General features: G+C 49.0%; 22 protein-coding genes and 1 riboswitch. Of the genes, 14 read left to right on the top strand and 8 right to left on the bottom strand.

Annotation, left to right across the window (positions count from 1 at the left end; all coding sequences use genetic code 11):
* Positions 1–24: 24 nt before the first annotated feature.
* A complete protein-coding gene (mutT, locus tag ASC40_RS08000; RefSeq protein ID WP_055439280.1) occupies positions 25–438 on the top strand; it encodes an 8-oxo-dGTP diphosphatase MutT in 414 nt (137 codons plus the stop codon).
* On the opposite strand, the gene zapD is transcribed toward mutT, so the two are convergent.
* From zapD to nadC, 7 genes are all read right to left on the bottom strand, one after another.
* Positions 435–1199, bottom strand: a complete 765-nt coding sequence (gene zapD, locus ASC40_RS07995; protein ID WP_055439279.1) for a cell division protein ZapD — start codon at positions 1197–1199, stop codon at positions 435–437. The two genes, mutT and zapD, sit on opposite strands and share 4 nt — an antisense overlap.
* Positions 1200–1251: 52 nt before the next feature.
* Complete coding sequence (gene coaE / locus ASC40_RS07990; RefSeq protein ID WP_055439278.1) at positions 1252–1863, bottom strand: dephospho-CoA kinase; 612 nt, start codon at positions 1861–1863, stop codon at positions 1252–1254.
* Positions 1863–2741: a prepilin peptidase gene (locus ASC40_RS07985; RefSeq protein ID WP_055439277.1), complete on the bottom strand. Its 879-nt coding sequence runs from the start codon at positions 2739–2741 to the stop codon at positions 1863–1865. The genes coaE and ASC40_RS07985 overlap by 1 nt, the downstream gene beginning before the upstream one ends.
* Before the next feature lie 12 nt (positions 2742–2753).
* Positions 2754–3980 (bottom strand): type II secretion system F family protein, encoded by a 1227-nt coding sequence (locus tag ASC40_RS07980; protein WP_055439276.1) that lies wholly within the window; start codon positions 3978–3980, stop codon positions 2754–2756.
* 47 nt (positions 3981–4027) lie between these two features.
* On the bottom strand, positions 4028–5725 hold the full coding sequence (gene pilB, locus ASC40_RS07975; RefSeq protein WP_055439275.1) for a type IV-A pilus assembly ATPase PilB: 1698 nt from the start codon (positions 5723–5725) through the stop codon (positions 4028–4030).
* A gap of 85 nt (positions 5726–5810) precedes the next feature.
* Positions 5811–6359, bottom strand: a complete 549-nt coding sequence (locus ASC40_RS12055; RefSeq protein WP_082432509.1) for a pilin — start codon at positions 6357–6359, stop codon at positions 5811–5813.
* A 191-nt stretch (positions 6360–6550) separates the two neighbouring features.
* Positions 6551–6645: riboswitch (cyclic di-GMP riboswitch) on the bottom strand.
* Between the two features lie 81 nt (positions 6646–6726).
* Positions 6727–7593: a carboxylating nicotinate-nucleotide diphosphorylase gene (gene nadC / locus ASC40_RS07965; protein ID WP_055439274.1), complete on the bottom strand. Its 867-nt coding sequence runs from the start codon at positions 7591–7593 to the stop codon at positions 6727–6729.
* A 267-nt stretch (positions 7594–7860) separates the two neighbouring features.
* Between nadC and ASC40_RS07960 the strand changes: the two genes are divergently transcribed.
* The 13 genes from ASC40_RS07960 to ASC40_RS07900 all read left to right on the top strand — a co-directional run bounded on the left by ASC40_RS07960 (position 7861) and on the right by ASC40_RS07900 (position 24322).
* Complete coding sequence (locus tag ASC40_RS07960; protein WP_055439370.1) at positions 7861–8127, top strand: type II toxin-antitoxin system Phd/YefM family antitoxin; 267 nt, start codon at positions 7861–7863, stop codon at positions 8125–8127.
* Positions 8121–8432 (top strand): type II toxin-antitoxin system RelE/ParE family toxin, encoded by a 312-nt coding sequence (locus ASC40_RS12100; protein ID WP_055439273.1) that lies wholly within the window; start codon positions 8121–8123, stop codon positions 8430–8432. Before ASC40_RS07960 ends, ASC40_RS12100 begins: the two co-directional genes overlap by 7 nt.
* A 26-nt stretch (positions 8433–8458) precedes the next feature.
* Positions 8459–9019, top strand: coding sequence for a 1,6-anhydro-N-acetylmuramyl-L-alanine amidase AmpD (ampD, locus tag ASC40_RS07950; RefSeq protein ID WP_055439272.1), 561 nt, complete (start codon positions 8459–8461; stop codon positions 9017–9019).
* Between the two features lie 6 nt (positions 9020–9025).
* The gene (ampE, locus tag ASC40_RS07945; protein ID WP_055439271.1) at positions 9026–9808 is read left to right on the top strand and encodes a regulatory signaling modulator protein AmpE; all 783 of its coding nucleotides are present in this window, start codon (positions 9026–9028) and stop codon (positions 9806–9808) included.
* Positions 9809–10019: 211 nt separating this feature from the next.
* On the top strand, positions 10020–10775 hold the full coding sequence (gene pdhR / locus ASC40_RS07940; protein ID WP_055439270.1) for a pyruvate dehydrogenase complex transcriptional repressor PdhR: 756 nt from the start codon (positions 10020–10022) through the stop codon (positions 10773–10775).
* A 10-nt stretch (positions 10776–10785) separates the two neighbouring features.
* Positions 10786–13455 carry a pyruvate dehydrogenase (acetyl-transferring), homodimeric type gene (gene aceE, locus ASC40_RS07935; RefSeq protein WP_055439269.1) on the top strand — a complete coding sequence of 890 codons (2670 nt, stop codon included), beginning with the start codon at positions 10786–10788 and terminating at the stop codon, positions 13453–13455.
* Between the two features lie 21 nt (positions 13456–13476).
* Complete coding sequence (gene aceF / locus ASC40_RS07930) at positions 13477–15288, top strand: dihydrolipoyllysine-residue acetyltransferase (protein WP_055439268.1); 1812 nt, start codon at positions 13477–13479, stop codon at positions 15286–15288.
* Between the two features lie 82 nt (positions 15289–15370).
* Complete coding sequence (lpdA, locus tag ASC40_RS07925) at positions 15371–16795, top strand: dihydrolipoyl dehydrogenase (RefSeq protein ID WP_055439267.1); 1425 nt, start codon at positions 15371–15373, stop codon at positions 16793–16795.
* A 275-nt stretch (positions 16796–17070) separates the two neighbouring features.
* Positions 17071–17355 carry an encapsulin-associated ferritin-like protein gene (locus ASC40_RS07920; RefSeq protein ID WP_055439266.1) on the top strand — a complete coding sequence of 95 codons (285 nt, stop codon included), beginning with the start codon at positions 17071–17073 and terminating at the stop codon, positions 17353–17355.
* 17 nt (positions 17356–17372) lie between these two features.
* Positions 17373–19436, top strand: coding sequence for a M13 family metallopeptidase (locus ASC40_RS07915; protein ID WP_055439265.1), 2064 nt, complete (start codon positions 17373–17375; stop codon positions 19434–19436).
* Positions 19437–19516: 80 nt separating this feature from the next.
* Positions 19517–19894 (top strand): hypothetical protein, encoded by a 378-nt coding sequence (locus tag ASC40_RS07910; protein ID WP_055439264.1) that lies wholly within the window; start codon positions 19517–19519, stop codon positions 19892–19894.
* A gap of 62 nt (positions 19895–19956) precedes the next feature.
* Positions 19957–21213, top strand: a complete 1257-nt coding sequence (locus ASC40_RS07905; RefSeq protein WP_055439263.1) for an efflux RND transporter periplasmic adaptor subunit — start codon at positions 19957–19959, stop codon at positions 21211–21213.
* Positions 21194–24322 carry an efflux RND transporter permease subunit gene (locus ASC40_RS07900; RefSeq protein ID WP_055439262.1) on the top strand — a complete coding sequence of 1043 codons (3129 nt, stop codon included), beginning with the start codon at positions 21194–21196 and terminating at the stop codon, positions 24320–24322. The genes ASC40_RS07905 and ASC40_RS07900 overlap by 20 nt, the downstream gene beginning before the upstream one ends.
* Here ASC40_RS07900 and ASC40_RS07895 read toward each other — a convergent pair.
* Positions 24310–25185 (bottom strand): LysR family transcriptional regulator, encoded by an 876-nt coding sequence (locus tag ASC40_RS07895; RefSeq protein WP_055439261.1) that lies wholly within the window; start codon positions 25183–25185, stop codon positions 24310–24312. The genes ASC40_RS07900 and ASC40_RS07895 overlap by 13 nt on opposite strands.
* Between the last annotated feature and the right edge of the window lie 84 nt (positions 25186–25269).

Genomic DNA, 25269 nt, shown 5'->3' with positions numbered 1-25269 from the left:
CAGGTAAAAAATACAAACATTGTCATGGCAAAATCTAAACGCGTACACGTTGCTGTTGGGGTGATACAAAACCCCGACGGCGCGGTGTTTATTAGCCGCCGTCATGCGCATTTGCACCAAGGGGGCAAATGGGAGTTCCCTGGGGGTAAAGTTGAAGCCAACGAAGATGTCTACCAAGCCTTATGCCGCGAGTTGCATGAAGAATGTAACATTGCCGTGCATGAGGCCTCGCCGCTAACCGCAATTACCTTTGATTACCCCGATAAGCATGTGCTACTTGATGTGTGGATGGTGACGCACTTCAGTGGTGACGTTCGCCAAAAAGAGGGGCAAGAATGGGTATGGGTGCCGGTGCATCAGCTTGATGCGTACCAGTTTCCAGCAGCGAACGTGGCGATTATTGACTGCTTACAAGACTTTTTACGCCGCAACCCTTAAGGGCACAGCGCTAAACCAAATTCAATATCTTGATCAAACGACGCGCGGCCGTTTTCTGGCTCGTAGCGTAAAAACCGAATATTAAACCGTTGCTTATGGCCCGAAATAACTGGGTAGGCAGGTAAGTCAGCGCTTACTCTTATTCGCAGTAAGCTTAACGGCTCGGTACTTTCTTGCAGCATACCGTTTACCGCAGTAACCCGCTCAAAGCGAGCCTGACCGCGCATCAACTCTAACTCTAAGGTAAGCCCAGAAACTAATACGGCTAGCTCATTCCACCAGCGTGCACTGTCATTGTCACGTACCTGCTGTGGCTGATTCAGCCAAAAATGTAACTGCGGCACGTCGAAGTTACAGGTACCACCTGGCATTGCAAAACGCTGACGAATAGCGCTGAGCAAACGGTCTTGCTTCAAACTGCTGCCCACGCGGTTTAACGGCTGAATAGCGGCTAATGCTTGGTTTACCTGTTCAATGGTTTGCTGTAATTGCTCTTGGTTTACATCGGGGTGTTGTGCCCACACTTTCAGTTGGCCTTTACGGCGCTCAAGATCTTTTTGCACATCAGTTCGCACGTCGCTGCGCTCGCACAAGTCTAAAATAGCGAACAGCGCACTAAAGTAACGGGTGTAATTTTGCTGAGTAACAGGCGTAGCAGGTTGCAACGCCAGCAGAATATGCTCAAGGCGCAGATAAGTACGTACCCGCTCTAAAAGCGGATATTCGTAGTCAATGGTGCCGTTATTATTATTGTTATCCATGAGCTCGGTTATGTGTGTGCATGAGCCTATAATAGCTGCTTATTTTGAAGTTTCAACGAGTTGCTTGTTTATTGGCAGCTAGGCGCAGGTAAAGTTCGTGTAATTTTTCCACTTGCTTGGGTAACGCTTCCACCACACCGTTGTTATCAATGACATTATCGGCGGCGGCTAAACGTTGCTCGCGGCTAGCTTGGGCCTCAATTATAGCCTGCACTTGCTCAGCACTAGTTTTGTCACGCGTGGCCGTTCGCTCTATTTGTGTTGCTTCGCTAACATCTACCACCAAAACTCGGTCGCATAATTTCGTCAGGCGGTTCTCAACCAATAACGGCGCAGACAAGATCACATAAGGCGACTGAGCTTGCGCTAATTGCTGCAACAATTGTTCGCGAACCAGTGGGTGGGTTAGGTTATTTAGCCAAGTTTTGTCTTCTGGGTGGGCAAAAATACGCTCGCGTAACCAAGCGCGATTTAAGTGACCATCTTGAGTTAATGCTTGTTCACCAAAACGCTGTATAACCGCTTCAAGCGCGGGAGAGCCTGGGTCCATAATGCCACGAGCAATAACGTCAGCATCAATCACATCAATACCTTGTTGGTAGAACAGGTCGGTCACGGTGGTTTTACCACTGCCGATACCGCCGGTAACGCCTACAACAAACATTAGCCGTGCACCCAATTCAGGTAGCTACCAAGGAGCTCTTCACCCCACAGCATGGCAATAACGCCGCCGCAGATTAAAAACGGACCAAACGGAATAGGTTGCCCTTGCTTGTTACGGTTAATTTGCTGCCAAATAATACCAATAACAGCGCCACTAGCGGCTGAAGCAATAACCGTAACCGGTAGCATTTGGTATCCATGCCACGCGCCAAACGCTGCTAGCAGCTTAAAGTCGCCGTACCCCATACCTTCCTTACCAGTCAGTAATTTAAACGCCCAGTACACGCTCCAGAGAGCTAAATAACCCGCCATTGCGCCTATGACAGCGTCTTGTAGCGGTATATGGCCGCTATACATGGCAAAACCTAGACCGGTCCACAGCATCAGGTAGGTCATTTGATCGGGTAACAGCATGTGGTCAGCGTCAATAAAAAACATGCTAATCAGCAAACAGGCTAACCATAAATACACGAAGGTAGTGAAGGTAAAGCCCAACTGCCACACAATAATTGCGAAAATAATGCCGGTTAGCAGTTCAATTGACGGATAACGTGCGCTGATTTTTGTGTGACAAGCGCGACATTTGGCTTTCAGCACAAGCCAACTTATGACGGGAATATTGTCATACCACTTAATGGCGGTTTTGCATTTGGGGCAGTGCGAGCCTGGCGTAGCTAAATTAAATTTGGCCTGTGGTTCGGGTGTCATACCCGTCACTTCGGCGCATTCTTTTTGCCATTGGCGCTGCATCATCACCGGAAAACGGCCAATAACCACGTTTAAAAAACTGCCCACAACAAGGCCTAAAGCAAGGCCTAAAGCAAGGCCGAAGGCCGTTACCCAAGCCGTTTGGGCGGGGTAATTTAAAATCAATTCCATTGAGTTTATTCCTTAGCTAACTACTTTACCAAGCGAGAATATTGGCAAGTACATGGCGACAATTAAGCCGCCGACAAGCACACCAATCACCACCATGATCATGGGTTCAAGTAGCGCGGTTAAGTTATCAACCAAGTCATCAACCTCACGCTCATAAATACTCGCTACTTTAGCTAGCATATCATCGAGCGAGCCAGATTCTTCACCAATAAAAACCATTTGCTCGGCTAAGGTTGGGAATAAATCTTGTGACTGCATGGCGGTATTCATTTGCATACCTGAGGTGACTTCGTCACGAATGCGGAAAATTGCATCACGATATACCGCGTTGCCCGACGCACCAGCGGCGGAGTCTAAGGCGTTAATCAGCGGCACCCCAGCAGCAAAGGTGGTGGAAAGTGTGCGGGCAAAGCGTGCGACGGCGGCCTTGTTCAAAATTTCTTTAATAACCGGCACTTTTAAGGAAATCGCATCAACTTTGTCGCGCAGATTTTGGCTTTTGCTGTAGGCGCGCTTAAATAACCAGCCCGCAACAATGAACCCAGCAGCTACATATAAGAAATATGCCTGCACAATTTCCGACAATGACACCACAAACTGCGTCATAGCCGGCAACTCGGCACCGAAATCTTTAAACACAGCTTCAAATTGCGGCACTACAAATACCAGCAAGATAATGGTTACCACTAAGGCCACCACAATAACCGACGCCGGGTATACCAAGGCTTTTTTGATTTTGGCTTTGAGGGCTTCAGACTTTTCGCGATAAGTGGCGATACGATCAAAAATTGTCTCTAAAGAACCCGACTGTTCGCCCGAGTCAACTAAGTCACAATACAAAGTATCAAAAATTGCGGGGTGCTTGCGTAAGGCCGCAGCTAACGGCGAACCGGCGCCAACATCGTTGGCAATTGTTAGCATTAAGTCACGAATCTTCGGGTTTTCGACGCCCTTAGCGACCATCTCTAACGACTGCAACAAAGGCACGCCAGCACTTAGCATGGTGGCAATTTGGCGGGTAAATAGTGCTATGTCGCCGCCGGTAATTTTCTTATTTCCAAATAGCGACTTGGCCTTTTTCTTCACACTCTTTGGCATTACGCCTTGGTCGCGTAAACGAGCGCGTACCATGCGGTCGTTATCTGCGCGCATGAGGCCTTTTACTTTTTGGCCGCGCTTATTAATACCTGTCCATGCGAATTCGGTGATTTCCTTCACGGCTTGTGGTTTCTTCGCCATTACTGCACCTGCTTGTAAGAAAGTTAGCTAAATTATTATGATTATAATTAGAAATTCGTAACGCGGTTGGCCTCCGCCAAACTAATAATACCCGCGGTTACTTTTAACAGCGCCGATTGGCGCAATGAGTTAATACCGTCTTCGCGCGCTTGTTTGGCAATTTCAAGTGACGACGAACCTTCCATAATTAAGTCGGCAATGTTTGGCGTTATCGGCATCACTTCGTACACACCGGTACGGCCTTTGTAGCCGCCAGTGCACTGGTCACAGCCCACGGCTTTAAATATGGTGTTGGTTTGAATTTGTTCTTCGCTAAAGCCTTGGCGGCGCATTTCTTCTGCCGGTAGCTTTTCTTCAGCTTTGCATTGGTTGCATAAACGGCGCGCCAAGCGCTGAGCAATAATGAGTGTGACCGAGCCGGCAATGTTATAGGCCGGCACGCCCATGTTCATTAAACGGGTTAAGGTTTCTGCTGCCGAGTTGGTGTGCAAAGTCGAGAGTACCAAGTGACCGGTTTGTGCCGCTTTAATGGCTATTTCTGCGGTTTCAAGGTCACGAATCTCACCCACCATGACCACGTCCGGGTCTTGGCGCAAGAACGAGCGTAACGCATCAGCAAAGGTTAAGCCGGCTTTCACGTTTATTTGAACTTGGTTAATACCCACAAGGTTAATTTCTACCGGGTCTTCCGCGGTGGAGATATTACGCTCTGGCGTGTTGAGTATGTTCAAGCCGGTATATAGTGATACGGTTTTACCTGAACCTGTGGGGCCGGTGACCAAAATCATCCCCTGCGGCTTCTCAAGGGCTTCTTCGTAAAGTTTCTGCTGATCGGGCTCGTAACCAAGCGACTCGATACCAATCATGGCCGCCGCAGCGTCCAAAATACGCAGTACTATTTTTTCGCCGTATAGCGTCGGCAGAGTACTTACCCGAAAATCAATGGCTTTGTGTTTTGAAAGCTTTAGCTTAATACGACCGTCTTGTGGCAAACGGCGCTCGGCAATATCCAACTGCGACATAACCTTTAAACGCGCGGCAATACGCCCTGCAAGCTGCACGGGCGGCTTGGCAATTTCATGCAGTACGCCATCAATACGAAAACGAATGCGATATTCTTGCTCATAAGGCTCAAAGTGCAAATCCGACGCACCGCGCTTAATAGCATCTAGCAGCATTTTGTTTATGTAAATAACTATGGGCGCATCGTTTTTAACGTCTGCACTCACTGCGCCGGTGTCGTCTTGGCGCTCTTCGGTGGCATCAATATCACGCAGCTCTTGCTCGTCTTCTGCGGTTACGCCAAGAGCCGATGATTCATTTTCTAATACCGTATCAATTAATTTTTGTAACTTGTTTTCTTCCACCAACACCGCTTCGGTTTGCATGCGGGTACGAAACTGGAATTCGTCCAGTGTTTCAATACGGGTTGGGTCCGAAACCGCTACATACAACACGTTGCCACGCATATACAACGGCAACGCATGGTTTTTACGAATTAATCGCTCGTTAATGAATTCTTGCGGCAGAAAATCTGGGTTAAAGGCGTCAAGATCAAGCCAAGGGGCATTTGATTCAAGATAACAAAAGTTGGCAAGTTCGCTTGGCGAAATAAGCTTCTGTTCAATTAAACAAGCACTAAATGGTAGCTTATTTTCCCAAGCATACTCACTACAACGGGTGAGCTTATCTTCAGGAATGAGTTTGTCACGCAGCAGCAGCGCCGCGAGGGAGTGATGCAGCATGATTTACCTTTACTAGAGATTGTAGTTGGCTCCAAAAGGAGCCAACTAAATAATGATTAATCTTAATAATGTATTGAATTTATTATTAACCAGCAGGAACGGTGGTAGCTACAGCTTCACCAGTACAACCGTCTACTCGAGAATTACCTTCTGCATCGTAGTCTGAACAAGTGATGTCCCAAGACATATTGCCACCAACTAATTTTGGGGTAAGGTTTACTACAATGTAAGCGCCTGAAGTATCAGTTGCGTCTAATTCCGCGATGATACCGGTTACGTCTTCATTACCATCCGCTGTACCATCGCCATCGGTGTCCACCGGAACTTGCGCCGTTGCAACTGTAGCAGAGCGAACTCCAGTCACTGAAACAGTCGTACCGTCTAAATCAATACGTCCAGGGATACCGTCTTGACCAGCCGTGCTGCAATTGTCCGCATCAAAAATACCGCGCTTTTGGTAGCACATTGCAATACCAGTTTTATATGACGCTAGCGCGGCCATACCAGTGCCAGCCTTAGCACGTTGTGTGTAATCGCTGTACATAGGAATTGCAACAGCGGCCAAAATACCGATGATCGCAACAACGATCATCAATTCGATTAGGGTAAAACCTTTTTGTACTTGCGCTTTCATGAAATATCTCCCGAAAGTATTTTCGAACTTATTAGTTGTTGTTGTAGTCCATTTAAAGTAGCAACCAGATGCTTACAGCACTTGGTGGCCACCAAAAGTGAACCAAACAAGTCATCTGCATCAGCCGAAAGAACAAGTGGTATTGCTTTGTCGACATACATCGGAAAGCTACTTCAACCCACCAGACTTTAGCCTGCAGCCCCGCTATCCGCTGACTACCCAAAGGTAGCTAGTTGGACCGGAGGTTTTGCGTCACCACCTCTCGGTGGCTTTGCCTTTTAAAGCGTGCCTGGCAGCTAAGCCCATTTCTGGTGCTTAGTTGCGCATTGCAGTTAAAACATAGCAGAACAATTTATTTCGTCAATACCTAAAGTTTTTGAAATCTTAAAGAAAGGTCAATAGACTGTATGTTTTTTGTTATAGCGCCCGAGGAGATAAAGTCCACCCCTGTTAACGCTAGTTCTTTCAAGCGCTTATCTGTTATGTTTCCGGACACTTCTAAACGGGTCTGACCTGTACGTTGTTCTACTGCTGTGTAAATATCCTGTAAAGGGAAGTTATCAAGCATGATGATATCAGCTCCGGCCTTAAGCGCATCGTCATATTCGCTTAAATTTTCAACTTCCACTTCCACCGGTTTGCCCGGATTGAGCTTTCGCGCCTCGGCAATGGCTTGTGCTATGCCGCCGCAAGCCATTATGTGGTTCTCTTTTATAAGGTAGGCGTCGTACAAACCAATACGATGATTAAACCCGCCACCGCAGACAACGGCGTACTTTAATGCGGTACGTAGCCCTGGAATGGTTTTGCGGGTATCTAGCAAGCGCGTGTCGCTGCCTTCTAAATGACGCACGTAATAGGCTGTGGTGGTGGCAACGCCCGACAAGGTTTGCAGAAAGTTCAAGGCGGTGCGCTCGCCGGTTAAGATTACGCGGGCGGGGCCTTCAAGTTCGCATAACAAGCTATCGGCGACCACGTCGTCACCGTCGGCCACATGCCAAGTAACCGTCACCTCGTCACCGAGTTGCTTAAACACTTCGTTCACCCAGTCAACACCACAAATCACTGCGTCTTCACGGGTAATCACGCGGGCGCGAGCCTCTTCGCCAGCGGGAATGAGTTGCGCGGTAATGTCCAAGTCGGCAGTGAGCCCGTTCAAATCTTCTTGCAGCGCGCGCTGCACCATCTGCTCACGGTCTGCAGCCAACAAGGTAGGGTCTACTCGAGTATCCATCGGTGTGCCTTTTTGTTCGGTGGTTATTTATGACTATAAAAGTGCACCTATTGTAGGGTTGCCGCGCAGTTCTCACAAGTCAGTAGTTTTTGTTTACGACATGTGGTTTGCGACTTTTTGTTTGCGAAAGAAGCGGTCCGCAAAACACGCGATGTCTTAATTTGAAAACTGTCACCGCAAAACATGCTAAAACAGTTCGTTTCGCTGGCTTATGATGAATTTTTACGCTATATATCGTACAAATCGAACGAATTGAACGGTGTGACGATGAAAACGATGACAGCCAATGAAGCCAAAACCCACTTTGGAGAACTCATTATGAAGGTGCAAGGAACGCCCATAACAATAACTAAGAACAACAAGCCGGTTGCGGTGGTTATTTCCATGGAGGAATATGAAATGATTGAGGAGATGAAGCTAGCGACCCTAAAAGCTCGGTTAGAGGTTTCTTTGAGACAAGAGCAAGCCGGTGAGCTGCACGATGGTGACGCTGTATTTTCAGATATTCGTGCCGGCAAATTTGACCAATGCTGAGCTATAAATTTACTTCACAAGCCTTAGCCGATCTTATAGAGATTCGAGAATATAGCCAAAGCCATTGGGGGAGTAAGCAATCTGATACGTATAGCCAACAGATTGAAACGGCGCTTCATTTATTAAGTGAGTTTCCAGATTTAGGTAGCGTATATAGTGAATTGGATAATTCATTTAGGGGGTATTCAGTTTCCAGCCATATCATTTTTTATCGGGTGAATAAAAATATTTTGGTTGTCCATGGCATTTTGCACCAACGAATGTTGCCTCACCGAATTCTGACTGACTCGAAAGAAAACAAATAGTTCGCTTAACCTTGTGAGAACTAAAAATGATTAAAAACGGTTGGCTTGAGCAAGCCATACAACGCGAGTCACCCCACGCCGATGAGCGCCCAGACTTGAGCGATATCAGCGTATTGGTGGTGCATGGTATTAGCTTGCCGGCCGGTGAGTTCGGCGGGCCTTATGTTGATGAGCTATTTATGGGCACGCTAGACACCACGGCACACCCTGATTTCGCTATTCTTGAAGGCCTGCGTGTGTCAGCGCACTGCCTAATACGCCGTGACGGCGAGCTGATCCAGTACGTGCCATTTCACCGCCGCGCCTGGCATGCAGGGCGTTCAAACTATTGTGGTCGACGCCGCTGTAATGACTTTACCATTGGTATCGAACTTGAGGGAACCGATACTACGCCCTACACTCAAGAGCAGTATCAGCGCTTAGCCGAAGTGGCCCGACAACTTATTGATCACTATCCGGCTTTGACGCGGCATCGTATAGTAGGGCACGAACATATTGCGCCGGTGCGCAAAACAGATCCCGGCCCAGCGTTCGATTGGAAGCGTTTCAAACAATTGTTGAACGATAATTTGACGAAGAAGGTATAAACACCCATGTACTTGTTGGCTATTTTGCTTGCTTATTCGCTTGAGCGAACGTTGGAAATTACCCGCAATTTTCATTGGCGCCGCATAATTTTGCGTTGGCAGCACTGGCAAGTGAAAAGTACGCAGCTAGAAGGCTGGCGCCAACATGACTTAGGCCAAGTGCTGTGGGCCATTATACCGGCGTTGGCCATTGGCTTTGTTTTACTGTTATTAAATAGCACGTTGATCACGTTTCTGGTAAGTACAGCTGGGGTGTTGCTGGCCATACAAGCGCCAGAGGCACGCAAAGCCTACAAGAAATACCTTATCGCTGAGGCCGAAGAAGACGGCGCAGAGCAAGCGCATCAATTAAAGAAATTACAGCAAGCCGCTGGGCGCAACGAAGCAGCTCCAGTTGAACATTTATTGTTGTGGATACACCTACGCCATTACTTTGCGGTGCTCGTTTATTTTGTGCTGTTCGGTATTACTGGCGCACTTGTTTATGCCACCTTGCGCGAGATGCGCCACAGCCGCAGCCAGCGCTGGGAGCTAGCTAACCAAATTATCAACTGGTTACCAACGCGGTTTATGACGCTTGGCTTTTTGCTGGTTGGAAACTTTTCCAAAGCAGCAGCCATTTGGCTAAACTCGGTGGGCAACAAACCACAAAACAACTTCATTGCGCTCACCAAGGTTGCTGAGCAAGCGGAAGATCTAACTGCTCTGACCACTGTTGCACTCGTAAAGCGTAACTTGTTGTTATATATCATTTTAGTGGCGATTTTGACGATTGGCGGATGGGTTTAGGTAGTTTGTGCTTGGGTTTTCCCGAACCCTGATCTAAAATGTTGGCCAATTGGTATTACCAAAGGCAAAAGCAACGACGATATTAGCTGTTAGATATTAGATATTTGAGGCGCTTTTAGAACTCTGAGCACCGAACAGGAACTTTGATTTTTCCAATATCTAATATCCAATAGCTAATATCCAATAGCTAATATCGGGTTTGACGTTACAAATGACATTTCAGCGCATACAACAGACCAAATTATCTGACGTGATTATGGAACGCATTGAAGCCATGATCGTCGATGGAACCCTCGAAGCCGGGGCTAGGTTGCCCTCGGAGCGTGATTTGGCTGCCCAATTTTCAGTGTCGCGGCCAAGTTTACGTGAGGCCATTCAAAAACTTGAAGCGCGCGGATTAGTTGAGCGCCGTCAAGGTGGTGGCACTTACGTTTGCGATAACATGCAAGAACGTGTGGCAGAGCCATTGCTCGACTTGCTGGCGCAGCACCCCGAGTCACAATTTGATTTGCTTGAATTTCGCCACGCGCTCGAGGGCATTAGTTCGTATTACGCAGCAATGCGCGGTACGCCGGCAGATATGGAAGCCATTCAAGCGGCTTTTAAGGGGCTTAAGCAAGAGCCAGGTACGGAGCTGGCCGCACAGGCGCAGGCATTAACCGAGTTTAACTTGCGCATTACCGAAGCCTCACACAATGTGATCTTATTGCACCTAGTGCGCAGCATGTTGCCACTGTTGCAGAAAAATATTCTTCAGAACCTGCAGGACCTTGCGCACAAGCCAGGTGTCATGCAGCAATTACACGAACACCGGCAGCAGGTTGTCGCTGCCATCTCGGCTGGTGAACCCGAACAAGCGCGCGAAGCTTGTCATCAGTTGCTAGCCTATATTGAACATGCGTTGCTCACCTCGAATCGTGAACAATCACGAATTCAGCGGTCGCTACGCCGAACTCAGCAAGGGTAAGGACAGAAGTATGACTGACCATTTAAAAGACGACATCGACCCGCAAGAAACGCGCGAGTGGCTTGAAGCTCTCGAGGTGGTGTTGGAACAAGACGGCCCAGAACGCGGGCACTTCTTACTCGAATCGCTTATTGAAAAAGGCCGCCGTAGCGGTGCCTATTTGCCGTTTAACGCAACCACCGCGTACTTAAATACCATTCCGGCCAGCCAAGAGCCCGAAATGCCGGGCAACCGTACCATTGAGCACCGCATTCGCTCGGCTATTCGCTGGAACGCGTTAGCAATGGTGTTGCGCGCCTCGAAAAAAGACCTTGAGCTAGGCGGTCATATTTCCAGCTTTGCGTCTTCAGCGATGTTGTATGACGTAGGATTTAACCACTTCTTCCGTGCGCCAACTGAGCAAGACGGCGGTGACTTCCTGTTTATTCAGGGGCACGCGAGCCCAGGTATTTATGCTCGTGCATACCTCGAAGGCCGCATTAGCGATGAACAATTAGAGAACTTCCGTCAAGAAGTAGACGGTAAAGGCATTTCGTCGTACCCACACCCGCATTTAATGCCAGATTTTTGGCAGTTCCCAACGGTATCGATGGGCTTAGGCCCAATGCAGGCAATTTATCAGGCTCGCTATCTGAAATATTTAACCGACCGCGGTATTAAAGACTGCTCTAATCAGCGCGTTTATTGCTTCTTAGGTGACGGTGAGGTGGACGAGCCAGAAAGCTTAGGTGCTATTGGCTTAGCTACTCGCGAAGGTTTAGACAACCTTACCTTTATTGTGAACTGTAACTTACAGCGCCTTGACGGCCCTGTGCGCGGTAACGGTAAGATTATTCAAGAGCTTGAAGGTACGTTCCGTGGTGCGGGTTGGGAAGTGATCAAGGTTATTTGGGGCCGCTATTGGGACCCACTATTGTACCGGGACACCGAAGGTAAGCTAGCCGACATTATGCAAAGCAGCGTGGACGGTGAGTACCAGAACTACAAAGCCAAAGGCGGTGCGTATACTCGTGAGCATTTCTTCGGTAAAACGGAAGAAACCAAGGCCATGGTGGCGAACCTGACAGACGAAGATATCTGGCGCTTAAACCGTGGTGGCCACGACCCAATGAAAGTGTACGCGGCTTACCACAAAGCAGTGAACACTAAAGGTCGTCCGCAGGTTATTTTAGCGAAAACCGTGAAAGGTTACGGCATGGGTGCAGCGGGCGAAGGTAAAAACATTGCCCACCAAGTGAAGAAAATGGACATGGAAGCGATTAAACACTTCCGCGACCGTTTCAACATTCCAATTAAAGACAGCGAGCTTGAAGATATTCCGTTCTACAAGTTCCCTGATGACAGCGAAGAAATGAAGTACATGCGCGAGCGTCGCGAGTCGCTGGGTGGCTTCATGCCAGTGCGCCGTGCGAAAACTGACGTTGAACTTGAAATTCCTTCCTTGAAGGCGTTTGAAGCGGTAACTAAAGGTTCAGGCGAGCGTGAAATTTCAAGCACCATGGCGTTTGTGCGCGTACTAACCGCGCTGTTAAAAGACAAGAAAATTGGCAAACGCATTGTGCCAATTATTCCAGACGAAGCCCGTACTTTCGGTATGGAAGGCTTGTTCCGTCAGGTGGGTATTTATTCTAGCCAAGGCCAGAAATACGAACCGCAAGATGCTGACCAAGTGGCTTACTACCGCGAAGACAAGCAGGGCCAAGTATTGCAAGAAGGTATTAACGAGCTTGGCGCTATGGCGTCATGGGTGGCGGCAGCGACTAGCTACTCAACCAACAATGAGCCGATGATTCCGTTCTACATTTATTACTCTATGTTTGGTTTCCAACGGGTAGGTGACTTGGTATGGGCCGCTGGTGACAGCCAAGCACGTGGTTTCTTAGTGGGGGGTACGGCTGGCCGTACAACCTTGAACGGTGAGGGCTTACAGCACCAAGACGGTAGCAGCCACATCTTGTTCAACACGGTGCCTAACTGTATTACTTATGACCCAACCTACGGTTACGAAGTGGCGGTGATAGTGCAAGACGGTTTGCGCCGCATGTATGGCGAGCAAGAAAACGTGTTCTATTACTTAACCGTGATGAACGAAAACTATGCGCAGCCGGAAATGCCTGAAGGTGTTGAAGAGGGCATTATTAAGGGCTTGTACGAATTCGAAAGCGTGAAAGCGAAAAGCGCGAAGGGCGAAGTTCAGTTGTTGGGTTCTGGTACCATTTTGCAGCAAGTGCGTGAAGCTGCGAAAATTTTGGCGAACGACTATGGCGTAACCGCTAAAGTATACAGCGCAACCTCGTTTAACGAATTGGCGCGCGATGGTTATGATGTTGAGCGATACAACATGCTGAACCCTGGCAAGAAGCAGAAAACTGCTTACGTAACTGATGTGCTAAGCAAAGCCAAAGGGCCGACCATTGCAGCAACCGATTACATGAAGCAGTACGCTGATCAAATTCGTGCGTGGGTGCCAACGCCTTACCGTGTGTTAGGTACGGATGGATTTGGTCGTTCAGACAGCCGCGAAAACTTGCGTCGTCACTTTGAAGTGAACCCGCAATACATTGTTGTTGCGGCGCTGACTGAGTTAGCCAAAGCGGGTGACATTGATGCCAAAGTGGTGGAAAAAGCCATTAAAGACTTCGGCATCGACACCAACAAAATCAACCCACTATACGCGTAAGCAACGGGAGCGGAGGCAAGCATGGCAGATTTAAAAGAAGTAAAAGCCCCCGATGTGGGCGGTGATGAAGTTGAAGTCATCGAAATTTTGGTCAGCAACGGCGATAGCGTTGAAGCTGAAGACTCGCTGATCACGGTTGAGAGCGATAAAGCCTCAATGGATATTCCGGCGCCGTTTGCTGGTGTTGTTGCTGAGATGAAAGTGAAGGTTGGCGACAAGATTAAAGAAGGTGATTTGTTGGCGATGTTTGAAGCGGCAGGTGATGACGTAGCCCGGCGTTCCACGCCGGGTGACAGCGAAGCTGGCGTTGATGGTGAGACCGCGGAAAGTGGTGGTAAAGACATGGCCTCTTCGCCTGAAGGCGAAGAGGAGAAAGTGGGGTCAGACCCAGCTGACGCTGGATCTGACCCCGATCGCGGTAGCGACGAGAGCGGATCTGCACCCAGCGTGATAGAGGTGGCGGTGCCTGACATCGGTGAAGATGGTGAGGTGGATGTTATTGAGGTGCTGGTCAGCGCTGGTGACGAAGTTAACGCTGAAGATGGTCTGATTACGCTTGAAACCGACAAAGCTACGATGGATGTGCCGTGCCCAGAGGCGGGTGTGGTGAAGTCTGTTGAGGTGAAGGTTGGCGACAAGGTGAAGCAGGGCTCTTTGGTGGTGATGCTTGAGGTTGCTGGTGAATCTGCGGACACCGTAGCCCGGCGTTCTACGCCGGGTGGCAGCGAAGCTGCCGTTAATGCTGACATTGCGGAAAGTGGTGGGAAAGACGTGTCCTCTTCGCCTTCAGGCGAAGAGGTGAAGGGGGATGCAGACCCAGCCCAAGGGGCTGGATCTGCACCCGGCGAGGTGCGTCAACCGCCGGTGCCGGACCACCCGTTGGATAAAAAGTCAAAGGCTGAGGGCTTGGCTTATGCATCGCCTGCGGTTCGCCGCTTAGCGCATGAGTTTGGTGTTGATCTAAACAATGTAAAAGGTTCTGGTCGTAAAGAGCGGATACTTAAAGAAGACGTGCAAGAGTACGTGAAGTACGAGCTGTCGCGTCCGAAAGCGACTGCCTCAAGTGGCGTTAGCCAAGGTGCTGGCGGGTTGCAAGTCATTGCGCCGCCGAAAGTTGATTTCAGCAAATTTGGCGAAATTGAAAAAGTGCCATTAACGCGTATTCAGAAAATTTCAGGGCCGAACCTGCATCGTAACTGGGTAACTATTCCGCACGTTACACAATTTGACGAAGCGGACATTACTGAGCTTGAAGCCTTCCGTAAGCAAGAAAACGAGCTGCAAGCGAAGAAAAAAGACGGCGTGAAAATTACTCCGCTAGTATTCATCATGAAAGCGGTTGCCAAAGCGCTGCGCGAGTACCCAGTGTTTAACTCGTCGCTAGCCGAAGACGGCGAGCACTTGATCATGAAAAAATACGTGCATATTGGTATTGCGGTTGATACGCCAAATGGCTTGGTGGTTCCGGTTATTCGTGATGTCGACAAAAAAGGCATTTACGAGCTTTCTGACGAACTGCTAGAAATTAGTGCCAAGGCGCGTGACGGCAAGCTTAAAGCGCAAGATATGCAAGGCGGCTGTTTCTCAATTTCAAGCCTCGGCGGTATTGGCGGTACAGCGTTTACGCCAATTGTGAATGCGCCAGACGTTGCTATTTTGGGCGTGTCAAAAAGCGACATGAAACCAAAGTGGAATGGCAAAGAGTTTGAACCACGCTTAATGTTGCCACTGAGCTTAAGCTATGATCACCGTGTTATCGACGGTGCTGTTGCGGCACGCTTTAGTGTGTATTTAAGCGCTGTTTTGTCCGATATTCGCAAATTGGTTCTATAAATTAAACAAATGACCCTGGGGCTGTTATAATCAGCCCCAACGTTTTTACCGAATTGTTTTCCCGAATTCTAACGAGGTTGATATGAGCAAAGAAGTGAAGGCCCAAGTTGTCGTTCTTGGTGGCGGCCCAGGTGGTTACTCTGCGGCATTTCGTGCTGCTGACTTAGGTTTAGAAACCGTATTAGTTGAGCGCTACAGCACCTTAGGTGGCGTGTGCTTGAACGTTGGCTGTATTCCTTCAAAAGCGTTGCTGCACATTGCCAAGCATATTGAAGATGCGAAGCACATGGGCGCTGAAGGCGTAGAATTCGGCGAGCCAAAAATCGACCTCGACAAAATTCGTAAGCACAAAGAAAAAGTAATCGGTCAATTGACCGGTGGCTTAGGTCAAATGTCGAAAATGCGCAAAGTTACCGTGGTAAACGGCGTTGGCGAATTTGCAAGCGACAAGCAACTGAAAGTAAAAGACGCAGACGGTAAAGAAACCGTAGTGAACTTTGAAAACGCGATTATCGCGGCTGGTTCTCAGTCAATCAAACTACCTTTCGTTCCGCATGACGACGAGCGCATTTGGGACTCAACCGACGCACTAGAACTGCCATTTGTACCGGGTCGCATGTTGATTTTGGGCGGCGGTATTATCGGTTTAGAAATGGGCTGTGTATATAGCGCATTAGGTGCGAAAGTAGACGTGGTTGAAATGACTGAGCAGCTTATTCCACCAGCTGACAAAGACATTATCAAAACCTTCACCAAGTCAATTTCGAAGAAGTTCGACAACATTATGTTGAACACTAAAGCAGCGAAAGTTGAAGCGAAAAAAGACGGTATTCACGTGACCTTTGAGGGCGACAAAGCGCCTGAGAAACCAGTGAAGTACGACGCTGTTCTTGTGGCTGTTGGCCGTGCGCCAAATGGTAAGAAACTTGGCGCAGAAAACGCGGGTGTAAACGTGACTGACCGTGGCTTTATTGAAGTAGACAACCAAATGCGTACCAACGTGAAGAACATCTTCGCAATTGGTGACATTGTTGGCCAACCAATGTTGGCGCACAAAGCAGTGCACGAAGGCCACGTAGCGGCTGAAGTTATTGCTGGTAAGAAGCACTACTTCGACCCGAAAGTAATTCCTTCAATTGCCTACACTGACCCAGAAGTTGCATGGGCTGGCTTAACTGAGAAAGAAGCGAAAGAGCAAGGCGTTGAGTACGAAGCCGCAGTATTCCCTTGGGCTGCTTCTGGCCGTGCCATTGCGCAAGGCGCAACCGATGGCTTCACCAAGTTATTGTTTGACAAAAACAACCGCATTATTGGTGGCGCAATTGTTGGCTCAAACGCTGGTGAGCTATTAGGCGAAATCTGCTTAGCCATTGAAATGGGCTGTGACGCAGAAGACATCGCATTAACCATTCATGCGCATCCAACCTTGCATGAATCAGTTGGCTTAGCCGCCGAAGTGTTTGAAGGCTCAATCACCGACCTGCCAAACAAAAAAGCGAAAAAGTAGCCCGGCGTTATACGCCGGGTAGCGCGCAGCGCTGTGATTGCCGGCCGGTACCGCAAGGTCAAGCCGGGTAGCGCGCAGCGCTGTTAATGCCAAAACCCCGTGACACACATCACGGGGTTTTTTTATGCTCATTCAGTAACATTTTGCGACAAAAAATCCCTCTCATGCGGCGCTTAGCACAGCATTTATGTTGTGAACAATTAGCGCATGGCATATGGTAGAAGGGTACTGACAACAATCACTGACAATTCACGCATACAACAACGGAGGCAGTTATGGCCAACGAAGGGTATCACGAGCCGTACGAATTATTGTCTGACGAAACCCGCGACATGCACCGGGCAATTATTTCGTTAATGGAAGAACTTGAAGCAGTTGATTGGTATAACCAACGCATTGATGTCTGCAAAGACGAAGAATTAAAAAAAATTTTAATTCACAATCGCGATGAAGAAAAAGAACACGCAGCCATGACCCTAGAGTGGATACGGCGCCGTGACAAAGTTTTTGATGAAGAGCTTAAAGAGTACCTATTTACCGACGAAGTAATAGGTCATTAATTTAAAACGGGGAACATATGAATAAGGTAAGTACAATTGCGCTGAGCGTTGCGCTCGCGTTAGGTGTGGCTGCGTGCTCACCACAACAGGCTGAACAACAAAACACCCAAGCTCAACAAGAGCAGCAACAGCTTACTTCGGGCTTGCGCCTTGATGCCTTCAACACCGAAGTGCGCCCCCAAGACGACTTGTTCCAATTTGTTAACGGCACATGGTATGACAACACTGAAATGCCAGCAGACAAGTCACGTATCGGTTCGTTTCTCGAGTTGCGTGAGCGCAATCAAGAGCGTTTACGCACGTTGATTGAAACAGCCGCCGCAGAGCAAGCAGAAGCGGGCACAAATTCGCAAAAAATCGGTGATTTCTTCAACAGTTTCATGGATGTTGAGAAACTTAACAGCTTAGGCTACACGCCAATTGCTGCAGACTTGCAAGCCATTGCGCAAGTTGAGACTCACGCTGATGTGGCAGCTCGTTTTGCAGAATTAGCGAAGTTGGGCGTAAGCGGGCCATTTGGTTTCTACGTTTATGGCGACAAGAAAAACCCAGATTACAACGCGTTGTATTTTGGTCAGTCAGGGTTAAGCCTGCCAGATCGTGACTATTACCTGAAAGACGAAGAAAAGTTCGTCGAAATTCGCGCGCAATATAAAGACTATATTAAAGATATTTTAGCGATGGTGGATTACGAGCAAGCGGAAGCTGCTGCAGACGCCATTTTAGAGTTAGAAACTAAAATTGCACAAGCGCATTGGAGCCGCGTACAAAGCCGTGATGCTGAAGCGACCTATAATCCGAAGTCGCCTGAAGAACTAAAACAGTTAATGGGTAGCTTTGATTTTGAAACCTACGCCAAAATTACCGGCATCGATGGCGCGGACGAATACGTTGTGTCGCAGTTGAGTTATTTCGAAACTTTTGGTGACATGTTTGACGACGTTAGCGTTGAAACATGGAAGCACTACATGACGCTGCGTACTGTAAACCGCTTCGCTTCTGTGCTTACTGAAGAAATTAATGATCGCAACTTTGCCTTCTACGGCAAGGTATTGCGCGGTACGCCAGAGCAAGAGCCGCGCTGGAAGCGTGGTGTAGACGCGACCGACCGCGCATTGGGCGAAGTGTTAGGTCAGTTGTATGTGGCTGAGTACTTCCCGCCAGCAGCGAAAGCGCGCATGGAAGAGTTGGTTGACAACTTGATTGTGGCTTACGGTGAGTCTATTAAAGAGCTTGAGTGGATGTCTGAAGAGACCAAACAAAAAGCACTTGAAAAACTTGGCAAGTTTACGCCATACGTAGGTTACCCGAGTGAATGGCGTGATTATTCTGATTTAGTCGTTACTGACGATAACTTGGTAGAAAACATTAAGCGTTCTTATGCGTTTGATTACCAAGAAATGATTTCAGAAATCGGCCAGCCAGTAAAAGAAGAAGACTGGGGCATGACACCGCAAACCGTTAACGCCTATTACAGCCCAGTGCGTAACGAAATTGTGTTCCCAGCTGGCATTTTGCAACCGCCATTCTTTGATATGGAAGCAGAAGACGCTGTGAACTACGGCGGTATCGGTGCGGTTATCGGCCACGAATTGGGCCATGGTTTTGACGACCAAGGTTCTAAATACGACGGTGACGGAAACTTGAACAGCTGGTGGACAGACGGCGACCGCGAAGCCTTTGACGCGCGTGGTGCACAGTTGGCCGCGCAGTACGACAGCTACGAAGTTATTCCAGAAACGTTTATAAACGGTAAATTAACCCTAGGTGAAAACATTGGTGACTTGGCTGGTTTAACCATTGCTTACCGTGCCTACGTGAATTCACTCAACGGCAAAGAGTCGCCAGTGATGGATGGCTACACCGGTGAACAACGGGTGTTTTTAGGCTGGGCACAAGTGTGGAAAAACAAGTCTCGCGACGAGTTTGTTCGCAACCAAGTGTTGAGTGATCCACATTCGCCAGCCGATTACCGCGTCAATGGCACCGTAGTGAACATCCCGGCCTTCTATGAAGCCTTTGATGTCAAGCCAGGTGACGATTTGTACTTACCACCAGAAGAGCGCGTTACTATCTGGTAAAGTGCATTTGGTAAAGTGCATTTGCTAAAACAAAACCCACTTCTGGCATTTTGCCCAGAAGTGGGTTTATAATCGAGACCATGAACATATTGATAAAGCTATTGGTTATTGTAAGTCTGTTGCTGGCGCCGTTTTCGGGGTCGGCAGCTTCTGCTATGCCAACTGCCGATAGTTCAAATGACATGCACGCAATGCATGCCATGCACGATGATTCAGCTATGATGGCAAACCACGACTGCTGTGATACCGAACAGCAAGCTAATTTCAGTCAAGCTGCGCACCAGCAGTGTGACAACAGCTGTGGCGATTGTCAGCACCATTGTAGCTCGTCAGCCAGTGGGCTTATTGCGCTAATTCAGCTACCCACGCAATATCACCCCCTAACGCAGTGGCCGCATAGCCACGGCGTTCCGTTATCTCGTCAGGAAAGCCAAATTCGTCCCCCAATGTCTGCCTAATTAAACCGCTGTACGGCGAACCCATGCGTTCGCGATGTTTAATTTAAAGGTAGGTATTCATTATGAAATTCGCTCGACTGTTTTTGATCATTATTGGCATTGTACTGATCATGCCAAATACGCACCCGTTAGTGCATGCGCAAGAGTTTCACCTAGAGCATGACGCCGAACACAGCACTGAAAAAAGTGCTGAACAAGCCGTTGAATACGTGTGCCCAATGCACAGCCACATTGTCAGTGACGAGCCCGGCACATGCCCAATTTGCGGTATGGACCTAGAGCCCCAGCAGCGTGCCGAGCAAGTTAATGTGGCAGTAAGTGGTCAAATGCAACAAAACCTTGGTATTCAAACCGCTGCTGCAGCGTATGACACGCTATGGCGGTATTACCCCACCATCGGTACGGTGCAATGGAACGAGAATGCGCAGCAGCATATACATTCACGTGCAGCTGGCTGGGTTGAGCAATTGCACGTGCGCAGCGAAGGACAGCAGGTTAAGCAAGGCGACAAGTTGTATGAAATTTATAGCCGAGAGCTCGTGGTAGCACAGCAAGATTTTCTGCAGGCCCTAAATAGTGGCGCCAATAGTCGTTTATTGCGTGACGCGAAGTTGCGTTTGGAGCTACTTGGTTTTGCACCGCAACTGATTAAGCAGCTTGAGCAAACCCAAACTATTTTGTACCGCGTACCCGTATTTGCTGCCCATGCCGGTGTAGTCACCGAGCTAACGATTGCCGAGGGAATGTATGTTGAACCCGGATTAGCGATGATGACCCTAATCGGCACCGATAGTTTTTGGCTGATCGCCGATATACCCGAGCGCTACAGTGACTGGGTAACTCAGGGTGCACCAGTAGATATTACCTTGCCACAAGCGGGTTTGAACGCCTACGAAACCACCATTGATTATATTTACCCAGAGCTTGATCCAGTGGCGCGCACGCAACGCGTACGGGTCCGCCTACCCAATAGCGATGTTGGCCAGCAGCTACGGGTTGGCATGCAAGCCAGTGTGGACTTGTACGGAGGCCCCAAACGTGAAGCGTTGGTGGTACCGCTTAGCAGTTTAATCGTAACCGGCAATGATAATCGCGTGATTGTACAAAACGCCGCTGGCGACTTTGAACAGCGCCCAGTGCATGTAGGTTTGGTGGTTGGCGAACAAGCCGAGATTTTACACGGTTTAGAAGCGGGTGAGCGGGTTGTCGTTGCAGGACAGTTCTTGCTTGACTCTGAGGCCACATTGCAAGGTAACCGACTACAGCGTAAAGCGACGAACCAACCAGAGGAGGCAGCCGATGCTCACGCACATCATTAATGCCTCGCTGCGTAATCGCATGCTCGTGCTGTTTGCGGCAGTGCTCGCCGCATGGTTTGGCTGGCGTGCCATGACCACTACCCCGTTGGACGCTATACCCGATTTATCCGATGTACAGGTAATTGTTAAAACCAGTTACCCCGGCCAAGCGCCGCAATTAGTTGAAGAGCAAGTAACTTGGCCATTAGCCAATGCGATGTTGGCGGTACCCGGCGCAACCGATGTGCGTGGTTACTCGTTTTTCGGTGACTCGTACCTGTATATTTTGTTTGAAGATGGCACTGATATTTACTGGGCCCGTAGCCGCGTTTTGGAGTATTTAAGCCAAGCACAATCGCAACTACCGGCAGGTTTAACGCCAGCCTTAGGACCAGATGCCAGCGGTGTTGGCTGGGTGTTCCAGTACGTATTAACCGATCGCAGTGGCGGCCACAACTTAGGCGAGCTGACTAGCTTACAGAACTGGTTCTTAAAACAAGAACTGCAGAGCGTAAGCGGCGTGTCAGAAGTCGCTACTGTTGGAGGCATGGTGCAAGCGTATCAAGTGGTGCTAGAGCCACAGCGGTTACTTGCATATGGGTTAACGCTTGAGCAAGTGCAAAGCGCCATTCAAACCGCCAATACCGAAGTGGGTGGTGGCATTGTTGAAATGGCGGAAGCCGAATACATGGTGCGCGGCACCGGCTACATTCAGTCATTAGATGATTTACGCAATTTACCGTTAAGTGTCCGCAGCGAGGCGGGCGCCGCAATTACCTTAAGCGACGTAGCAACAGTGCGCCGTGGCCCGGTAAGCCGGCGTGGTATTGCGGAACTCAATGGTGAAGGTGAAGTGGTTGGCGGCATTGTGGTAATGCGCCATGGCGAAAACGCACTGGCCACCATTGAACGCGTAAAAGACAAGCTTAAAACCTTGCAACAGGGCCTGCCTGCTGGGGTAGAAATAACGCCGGTGTATGACCGCTCTGGGCTAATAAACAACGCGGTGGACAACCTCACCACCAAATTGATAGAAGAAATGGCGTTTGTTGCGCTCGTAACCGTGTTGTTTTTGCTGCACGTGCGTTCATCGTTAGTGGCCATTGTCACTTTGCCGCTTGCGGTGCTTATTAGTTTTATGGTGATGCGCGCAATGGGCATTAACGCCAACATTATGAGCCTAGGCGGTATTGCTATTGCCATTGGCGCCCTGGTTGATGCCGCCATTGTGATGGTGGAAAACGCCCATAAACATCTTGAACGCTATCGTGAGCAACATGGCCATGCACCTATGGGTGCCGAGCACTGGCAAGTAATGAGTAAAGCGGCCAGCGAAGTAGGGCCAGCATTGTTTTTATCACTGTTGATTATTACCCTCAGCTTTGTGCCGGTATTTGCGCTTGAACAACAGGAAGGGCGGCTGTTTGCGCCGTTGGCCTACACCAAAACCTTTGCTATGGCAGCGGCTGCGTTGTTGGCTGTTACGCTAGTACCAGTTTTAATGGGGTACTTTGTGCGCGGCAAGATTATTAGCGAGCAGAAAAACCCAATTACGCGCTTGCTGATTGCGGTGTATAAGCCGACGCTCGATGTGGTGATGAAATGGCCTAAAGCAACCATTCTTGTGGCGCTTCTAGTGGCAGTTAGTGCTTACTACCCCCTCCAAAAAATGGGCAGTGAGTTTATGCCAAGCATGCAAGAAGGTGATTTGTTGTATATGCCAACAACGCTGCCAGGTATAAGCCCACAGGCCGCGTCAGATTTAGTGCAGCGTACCGATCGGTTGATTAAGCAAGTGCCAGAAGTGCTTACCGTGTTTGGTAAATCTGGCCGGGCTGACACCGCGACTGATCCGGCACCACTGACCATGTTGGAAACCACTATTCAGTTAAAGCCACAGTCAGAATGGCGTGAAGGTGTAACCATTAATGACATTATTGCCGAACTTGATGCAACCGTGCGCGTACCGGGCATTACCAATGCTTGGGTGCAACCTATTAAAACCCGCATCGACATGCTGTCAACGGGTCTTAAAACGCCGTTAGGGCTAAAAATAGCCGGCCCAGATCTTGCTGAAATTCAGCGCATAGGAGCTGACTTAGAGCAGGCGTTACAAGGGGTTGCAGGCATTAGCTCGGTATTTGCTGAGCGACCAGCTGCAGGGCGGTATATTGAAATTCGGCCACAGTTGGCACAAGCTGCACGTTATGGTTTAAGTCAAACCGATATCCAGCGGGTGATTCAGTTTGCCATTGGGGGTGCCGAAATTGCGGAAACCGTAGAAGGTACCGAACGCTATCCCATAACACTGCGCTATCCGCGCGCGCAACGTAACCACGTTAAGCAACTGCAACAGCTACCGATAATTAGCCGTGACGGTGCTTGGGTAACACTTTCGCAAGTAGCCGACATACGTGTAACCGATGGCCCAGCGATGATCCGTAGTGAAAATGCGCGACCGACCGGCTGGGTATTTGTTGATGTGGCCGCGAACGTACCGATAGGTGACGCATTAGCAGCGGCCGAGCCCATTGTTGCCGACTATAAGCTACCACCACGTTACAGCGTGACATGGTCAGGGCAGTATGAGTCAATGCAGCGCGTGCAGCAAAAAATGCTTGAGGTAGTGCCGGTTACCTTGGCGATAATTCTTATTTTGCTGTACTTCACGTTCCGTTCTCTTAAGCAAGCGGTGCTGATTATGGCTACGTTACCATTAGCGCTAGCGGGTAGCCTTTGGTACATCTGGGCGCTGGGCTTTAATATGTCGATTGCTGTCGCCGTGGGCATGATCGCCTTGGCCGGCGTTGCCGCTGAGTTTGGAGTCGTAATGTTACTTTATCTAAACAACGCGTGGCGCGACGTAAGTAAGCGGTCGCTAACTACATTGCATGATGCCATTATGGAAGGGGCTGTGCAGCGTGTGCGCCCGAAAGCCATGACGGTCGTTACGATTATTGCCGGTTTGCTGCCAATTATGCTTACCGAAGGTACCGGTAGTGAAGTCATGCAGCGTATTGCCGCTCCGATGATTGGTGGTATGATTTTAGCACCGTTATTGAGCTTATATGTGTTACCTGCTGTGTACTGGCTGTACTGGCAACGTAAGCTGAAAGCTCAAGAAAAATAGTTCCAGATAAGTTGGGCGGCCGGGCCAGCAATGCGCTCGGCTGACCTAACGATATGAATTTCTAAGTGTACTTGGTTGATAAAATCGGGAATTTCTATCAATACTAAGTCGCCACGACTGAGTTCATCGCCAACAATATCAGCCGGCACAATGCCCCAGCCCATACCCGCTACGAGCAACTCACGCTGCGCTATCGAGTCATTAGCCCGAATGCGTTGCTGGCCGGGCATACGTATCATTTGATCAAGGTTAATGCCAATATCTTGGTTTTGTGGCATTAGCATGGGAATATCAAGTAAATCGCGCCGCTGCTTCGGCATACCGAATTCTCGCACTAACGCAGGCGCCAAAACCACTAGCAACTCAAACGGCCGTACCAGCTTGGTTTCAAAATCGCCATGCTGACGAAATACGGGCAACCATGGGGTCAGGGCAATGTCGGCGTCACCCTCACGCACCGCGCGCAACGCCCGTAATTGGCTTTCGCCGTTCAGTAACAAATCGGTCGTCGGGTAGCGCGCTTGCACCGTGCGCATGGCTGCAAACAAACTGCTTGGCGCACAGGTGTGGTCGTAGGCAATGCGCAGCATCGGCTCGGCGCCTTCACGCAACTGTTGCGTTAACGACTGTAAACGCTGTTGTTGACGCAACACTTCACGCGCTTGGCGCAAAAATTGTTCACCATAAGCAGTCAGCTTTAAGCGATAGCCCTCGCGGTCAAACAGCGGAAATCCGGCCTCGTCTTCAAGCTTTTTCAAGGCCATACTCACCGCAGATTGCGTACGATGCAAGGTATCGGCCGCACCTTGCAAGGTACCGGTTTCACTTAATGCGTTGAGCATTTGCAGTTGCTGAATCTTCATGTTTGTTAAGGTATTCTTAATATCTATTAAATTTTAATTAAGTATTATTTTATATTTAACGAGCTAGAATACAAAGCGTTATTC

Source organism: Pseudidiomarina woesei, assembly GCF_001418345.1.
In the GTDB taxonomy this organism is placed as follows: Bacteria; Pseudomonadota; Gammaproteobacteria; order Enterobacterales; family Alteromonadaceae; genus Pseudidiomarina; species Pseudidiomarina woesei.
The sequence above is the reverse complement of the archived record's forward strand: the minus strand, read 5'-3'. Positions and strand labels throughout refer to the sequence as shown.

What these genes read in the sequence shown, in the direction of transcription:
- pilB (WP_055439275.1), bottom strand. Translation starts at nt 5,725, where the DNA reads ATGCTGCATCACTCCCTCGCGGCGCTGCTGCTGCGTGACAAACTCATT.
- ampE (WP_055439271.1), top strand. Translation starts at nt 9,026, where the DNA reads ATGTACTTGTTGGCTATTTTGCTTGCTTATTCGCTTGAGCGAACGTTG.
- mutT (WP_055439280.1), top strand. Translation starts at nt 25, where the DNA reads ATGGCAAAATCTAAACGCGTACACGTTGCTGTTGGGGTGATACAAAAC.
- ASC40_RS12055 (WP_082432509.1), bottom strand. Translation starts at nt 6,359, where the DNA reads ATGAAAGCGCAAGTACAAAAAGGTTTTACCCTAATCGAATTGATGATC.
- ASC40_RS07900 (WP_055439262.1), top strand. Translation starts at nt 21,194, where the DNA reads ATGCTCACGCACATCATTAATGCCTCGCTGCGTAATCGCATGCTCGTG.
- pdhR (WP_055439270.1), top strand. Translation starts at nt 10,020, where the DNA reads ATGACATTTCAGCGCATACAACAGACCAAATTATCTGACGTGATTATG.
- zapD (WP_055439279.1), bottom strand. Translation starts at nt 1,199, where the DNA reads ATGGATAACAATAATAATAACGGCACCATTGACTACGAATATCCGCTT.
- ASC40_RS12100 (WP_055439273.1), top strand. Translation starts at nt 8,121, where the DNA reads ATGCTGAGCTATAAATTTACTTCACAAGCCTTAGCCGATCTTATAGAG.
- ampD (WP_055439272.1), top strand. Translation starts at nt 8,459, where the DNA reads ATGATTAAAAACGGTTGGCTTGAGCAAGCCATACAACGCGAGTCACCC.
- ASC40_RS07905 (WP_055439263.1), top strand. Translation starts at nt 19,957, where the DNA reads ATGAAATTCGCTCGACTGTTTTTGATCATTATTGGCATTGTACTGATC.
- aceF (WP_055439268.1), top strand. Translation starts at nt 13,477, where the DNA reads ATGGCAGATTTAAAAGAAGTAAAAGCCCCCGATGTGGGCGGTGATGAA.
- ASC40_RS07910 (WP_055439264.1), top strand. Translation starts at nt 19,517, where the DNA reads ATGAACATATTGATAAAGCTATTGGTTATTGTAAGTCTGTTGCTGGCG.
- ASC40_RS07960 (WP_055439370.1), top strand. Translation starts at nt 7,861, where the DNA reads ATGAAAACGATGACAGCCAATGAAGCCAAAACCCACTTTGGAGAACTC.
- ASC40_RS07895 (WP_055439261.1), bottom strand. Translation starts at nt 25,185, where the DNA reads ATGAAGATTCAGCAACTGCAAATGCTCAACGCATTAAGTGAAACCGGT.
- ASC40_RS07985 (WP_055439277.1), bottom strand. Translation starts at nt 2,741, where the DNA reads ATGGAATTGATTTTAAATTACCCCGCCCAAACGGCTTGGGTAACGGCC.
- aceE (WP_055439269.1), top strand. Translation starts at nt 10,786, where the DNA reads ATGACTGACCATTTAAAAGACGACATCGACCCGCAAGAAACGCGCGAG.
- coaE (WP_055439278.1), bottom strand. Translation starts at nt 1,863, where the DNA reads ATGTTTGTTGTAGGCGTTACCGGCGGTATCGGCAGTGGTAAAACCACC.
- nadC (WP_055439274.1), bottom strand. Translation starts at nt 7,593, where the DNA reads ATGGATACTCGAGTAGACCCTACCTTGTTGGCTGCAGACCGTGAGCAG.
- ASC40_RS07980 (WP_055439276.1), bottom strand. Translation starts at nt 3,980, where the DNA reads ATGGCGAAGAAACCACAAGCCGTGAAGGAAATCACCGAATTCGCATGG.
- ASC40_RS07920 (WP_055439266.1), top strand. Translation starts at nt 17,071, where the DNA reads ATGGCCAACGAAGGGTATCACGAGCCGTACGAATTATTGTCTGACGAA.
- lpdA (WP_055439267.1), top strand. Translation starts at nt 15,371, where the DNA reads ATGAGCAAAGAAGTGAAGGCCCAAGTTGTCGTTCTTGGTGGCGGCCCA.
- ASC40_RS07915 (WP_055439265.1), top strand. Translation starts at nt 17,373, where the DNA reads ATGAATAAGGTAAGTACAATTGCGCTGAGCGTTGCGCTCGCGTTAGGT.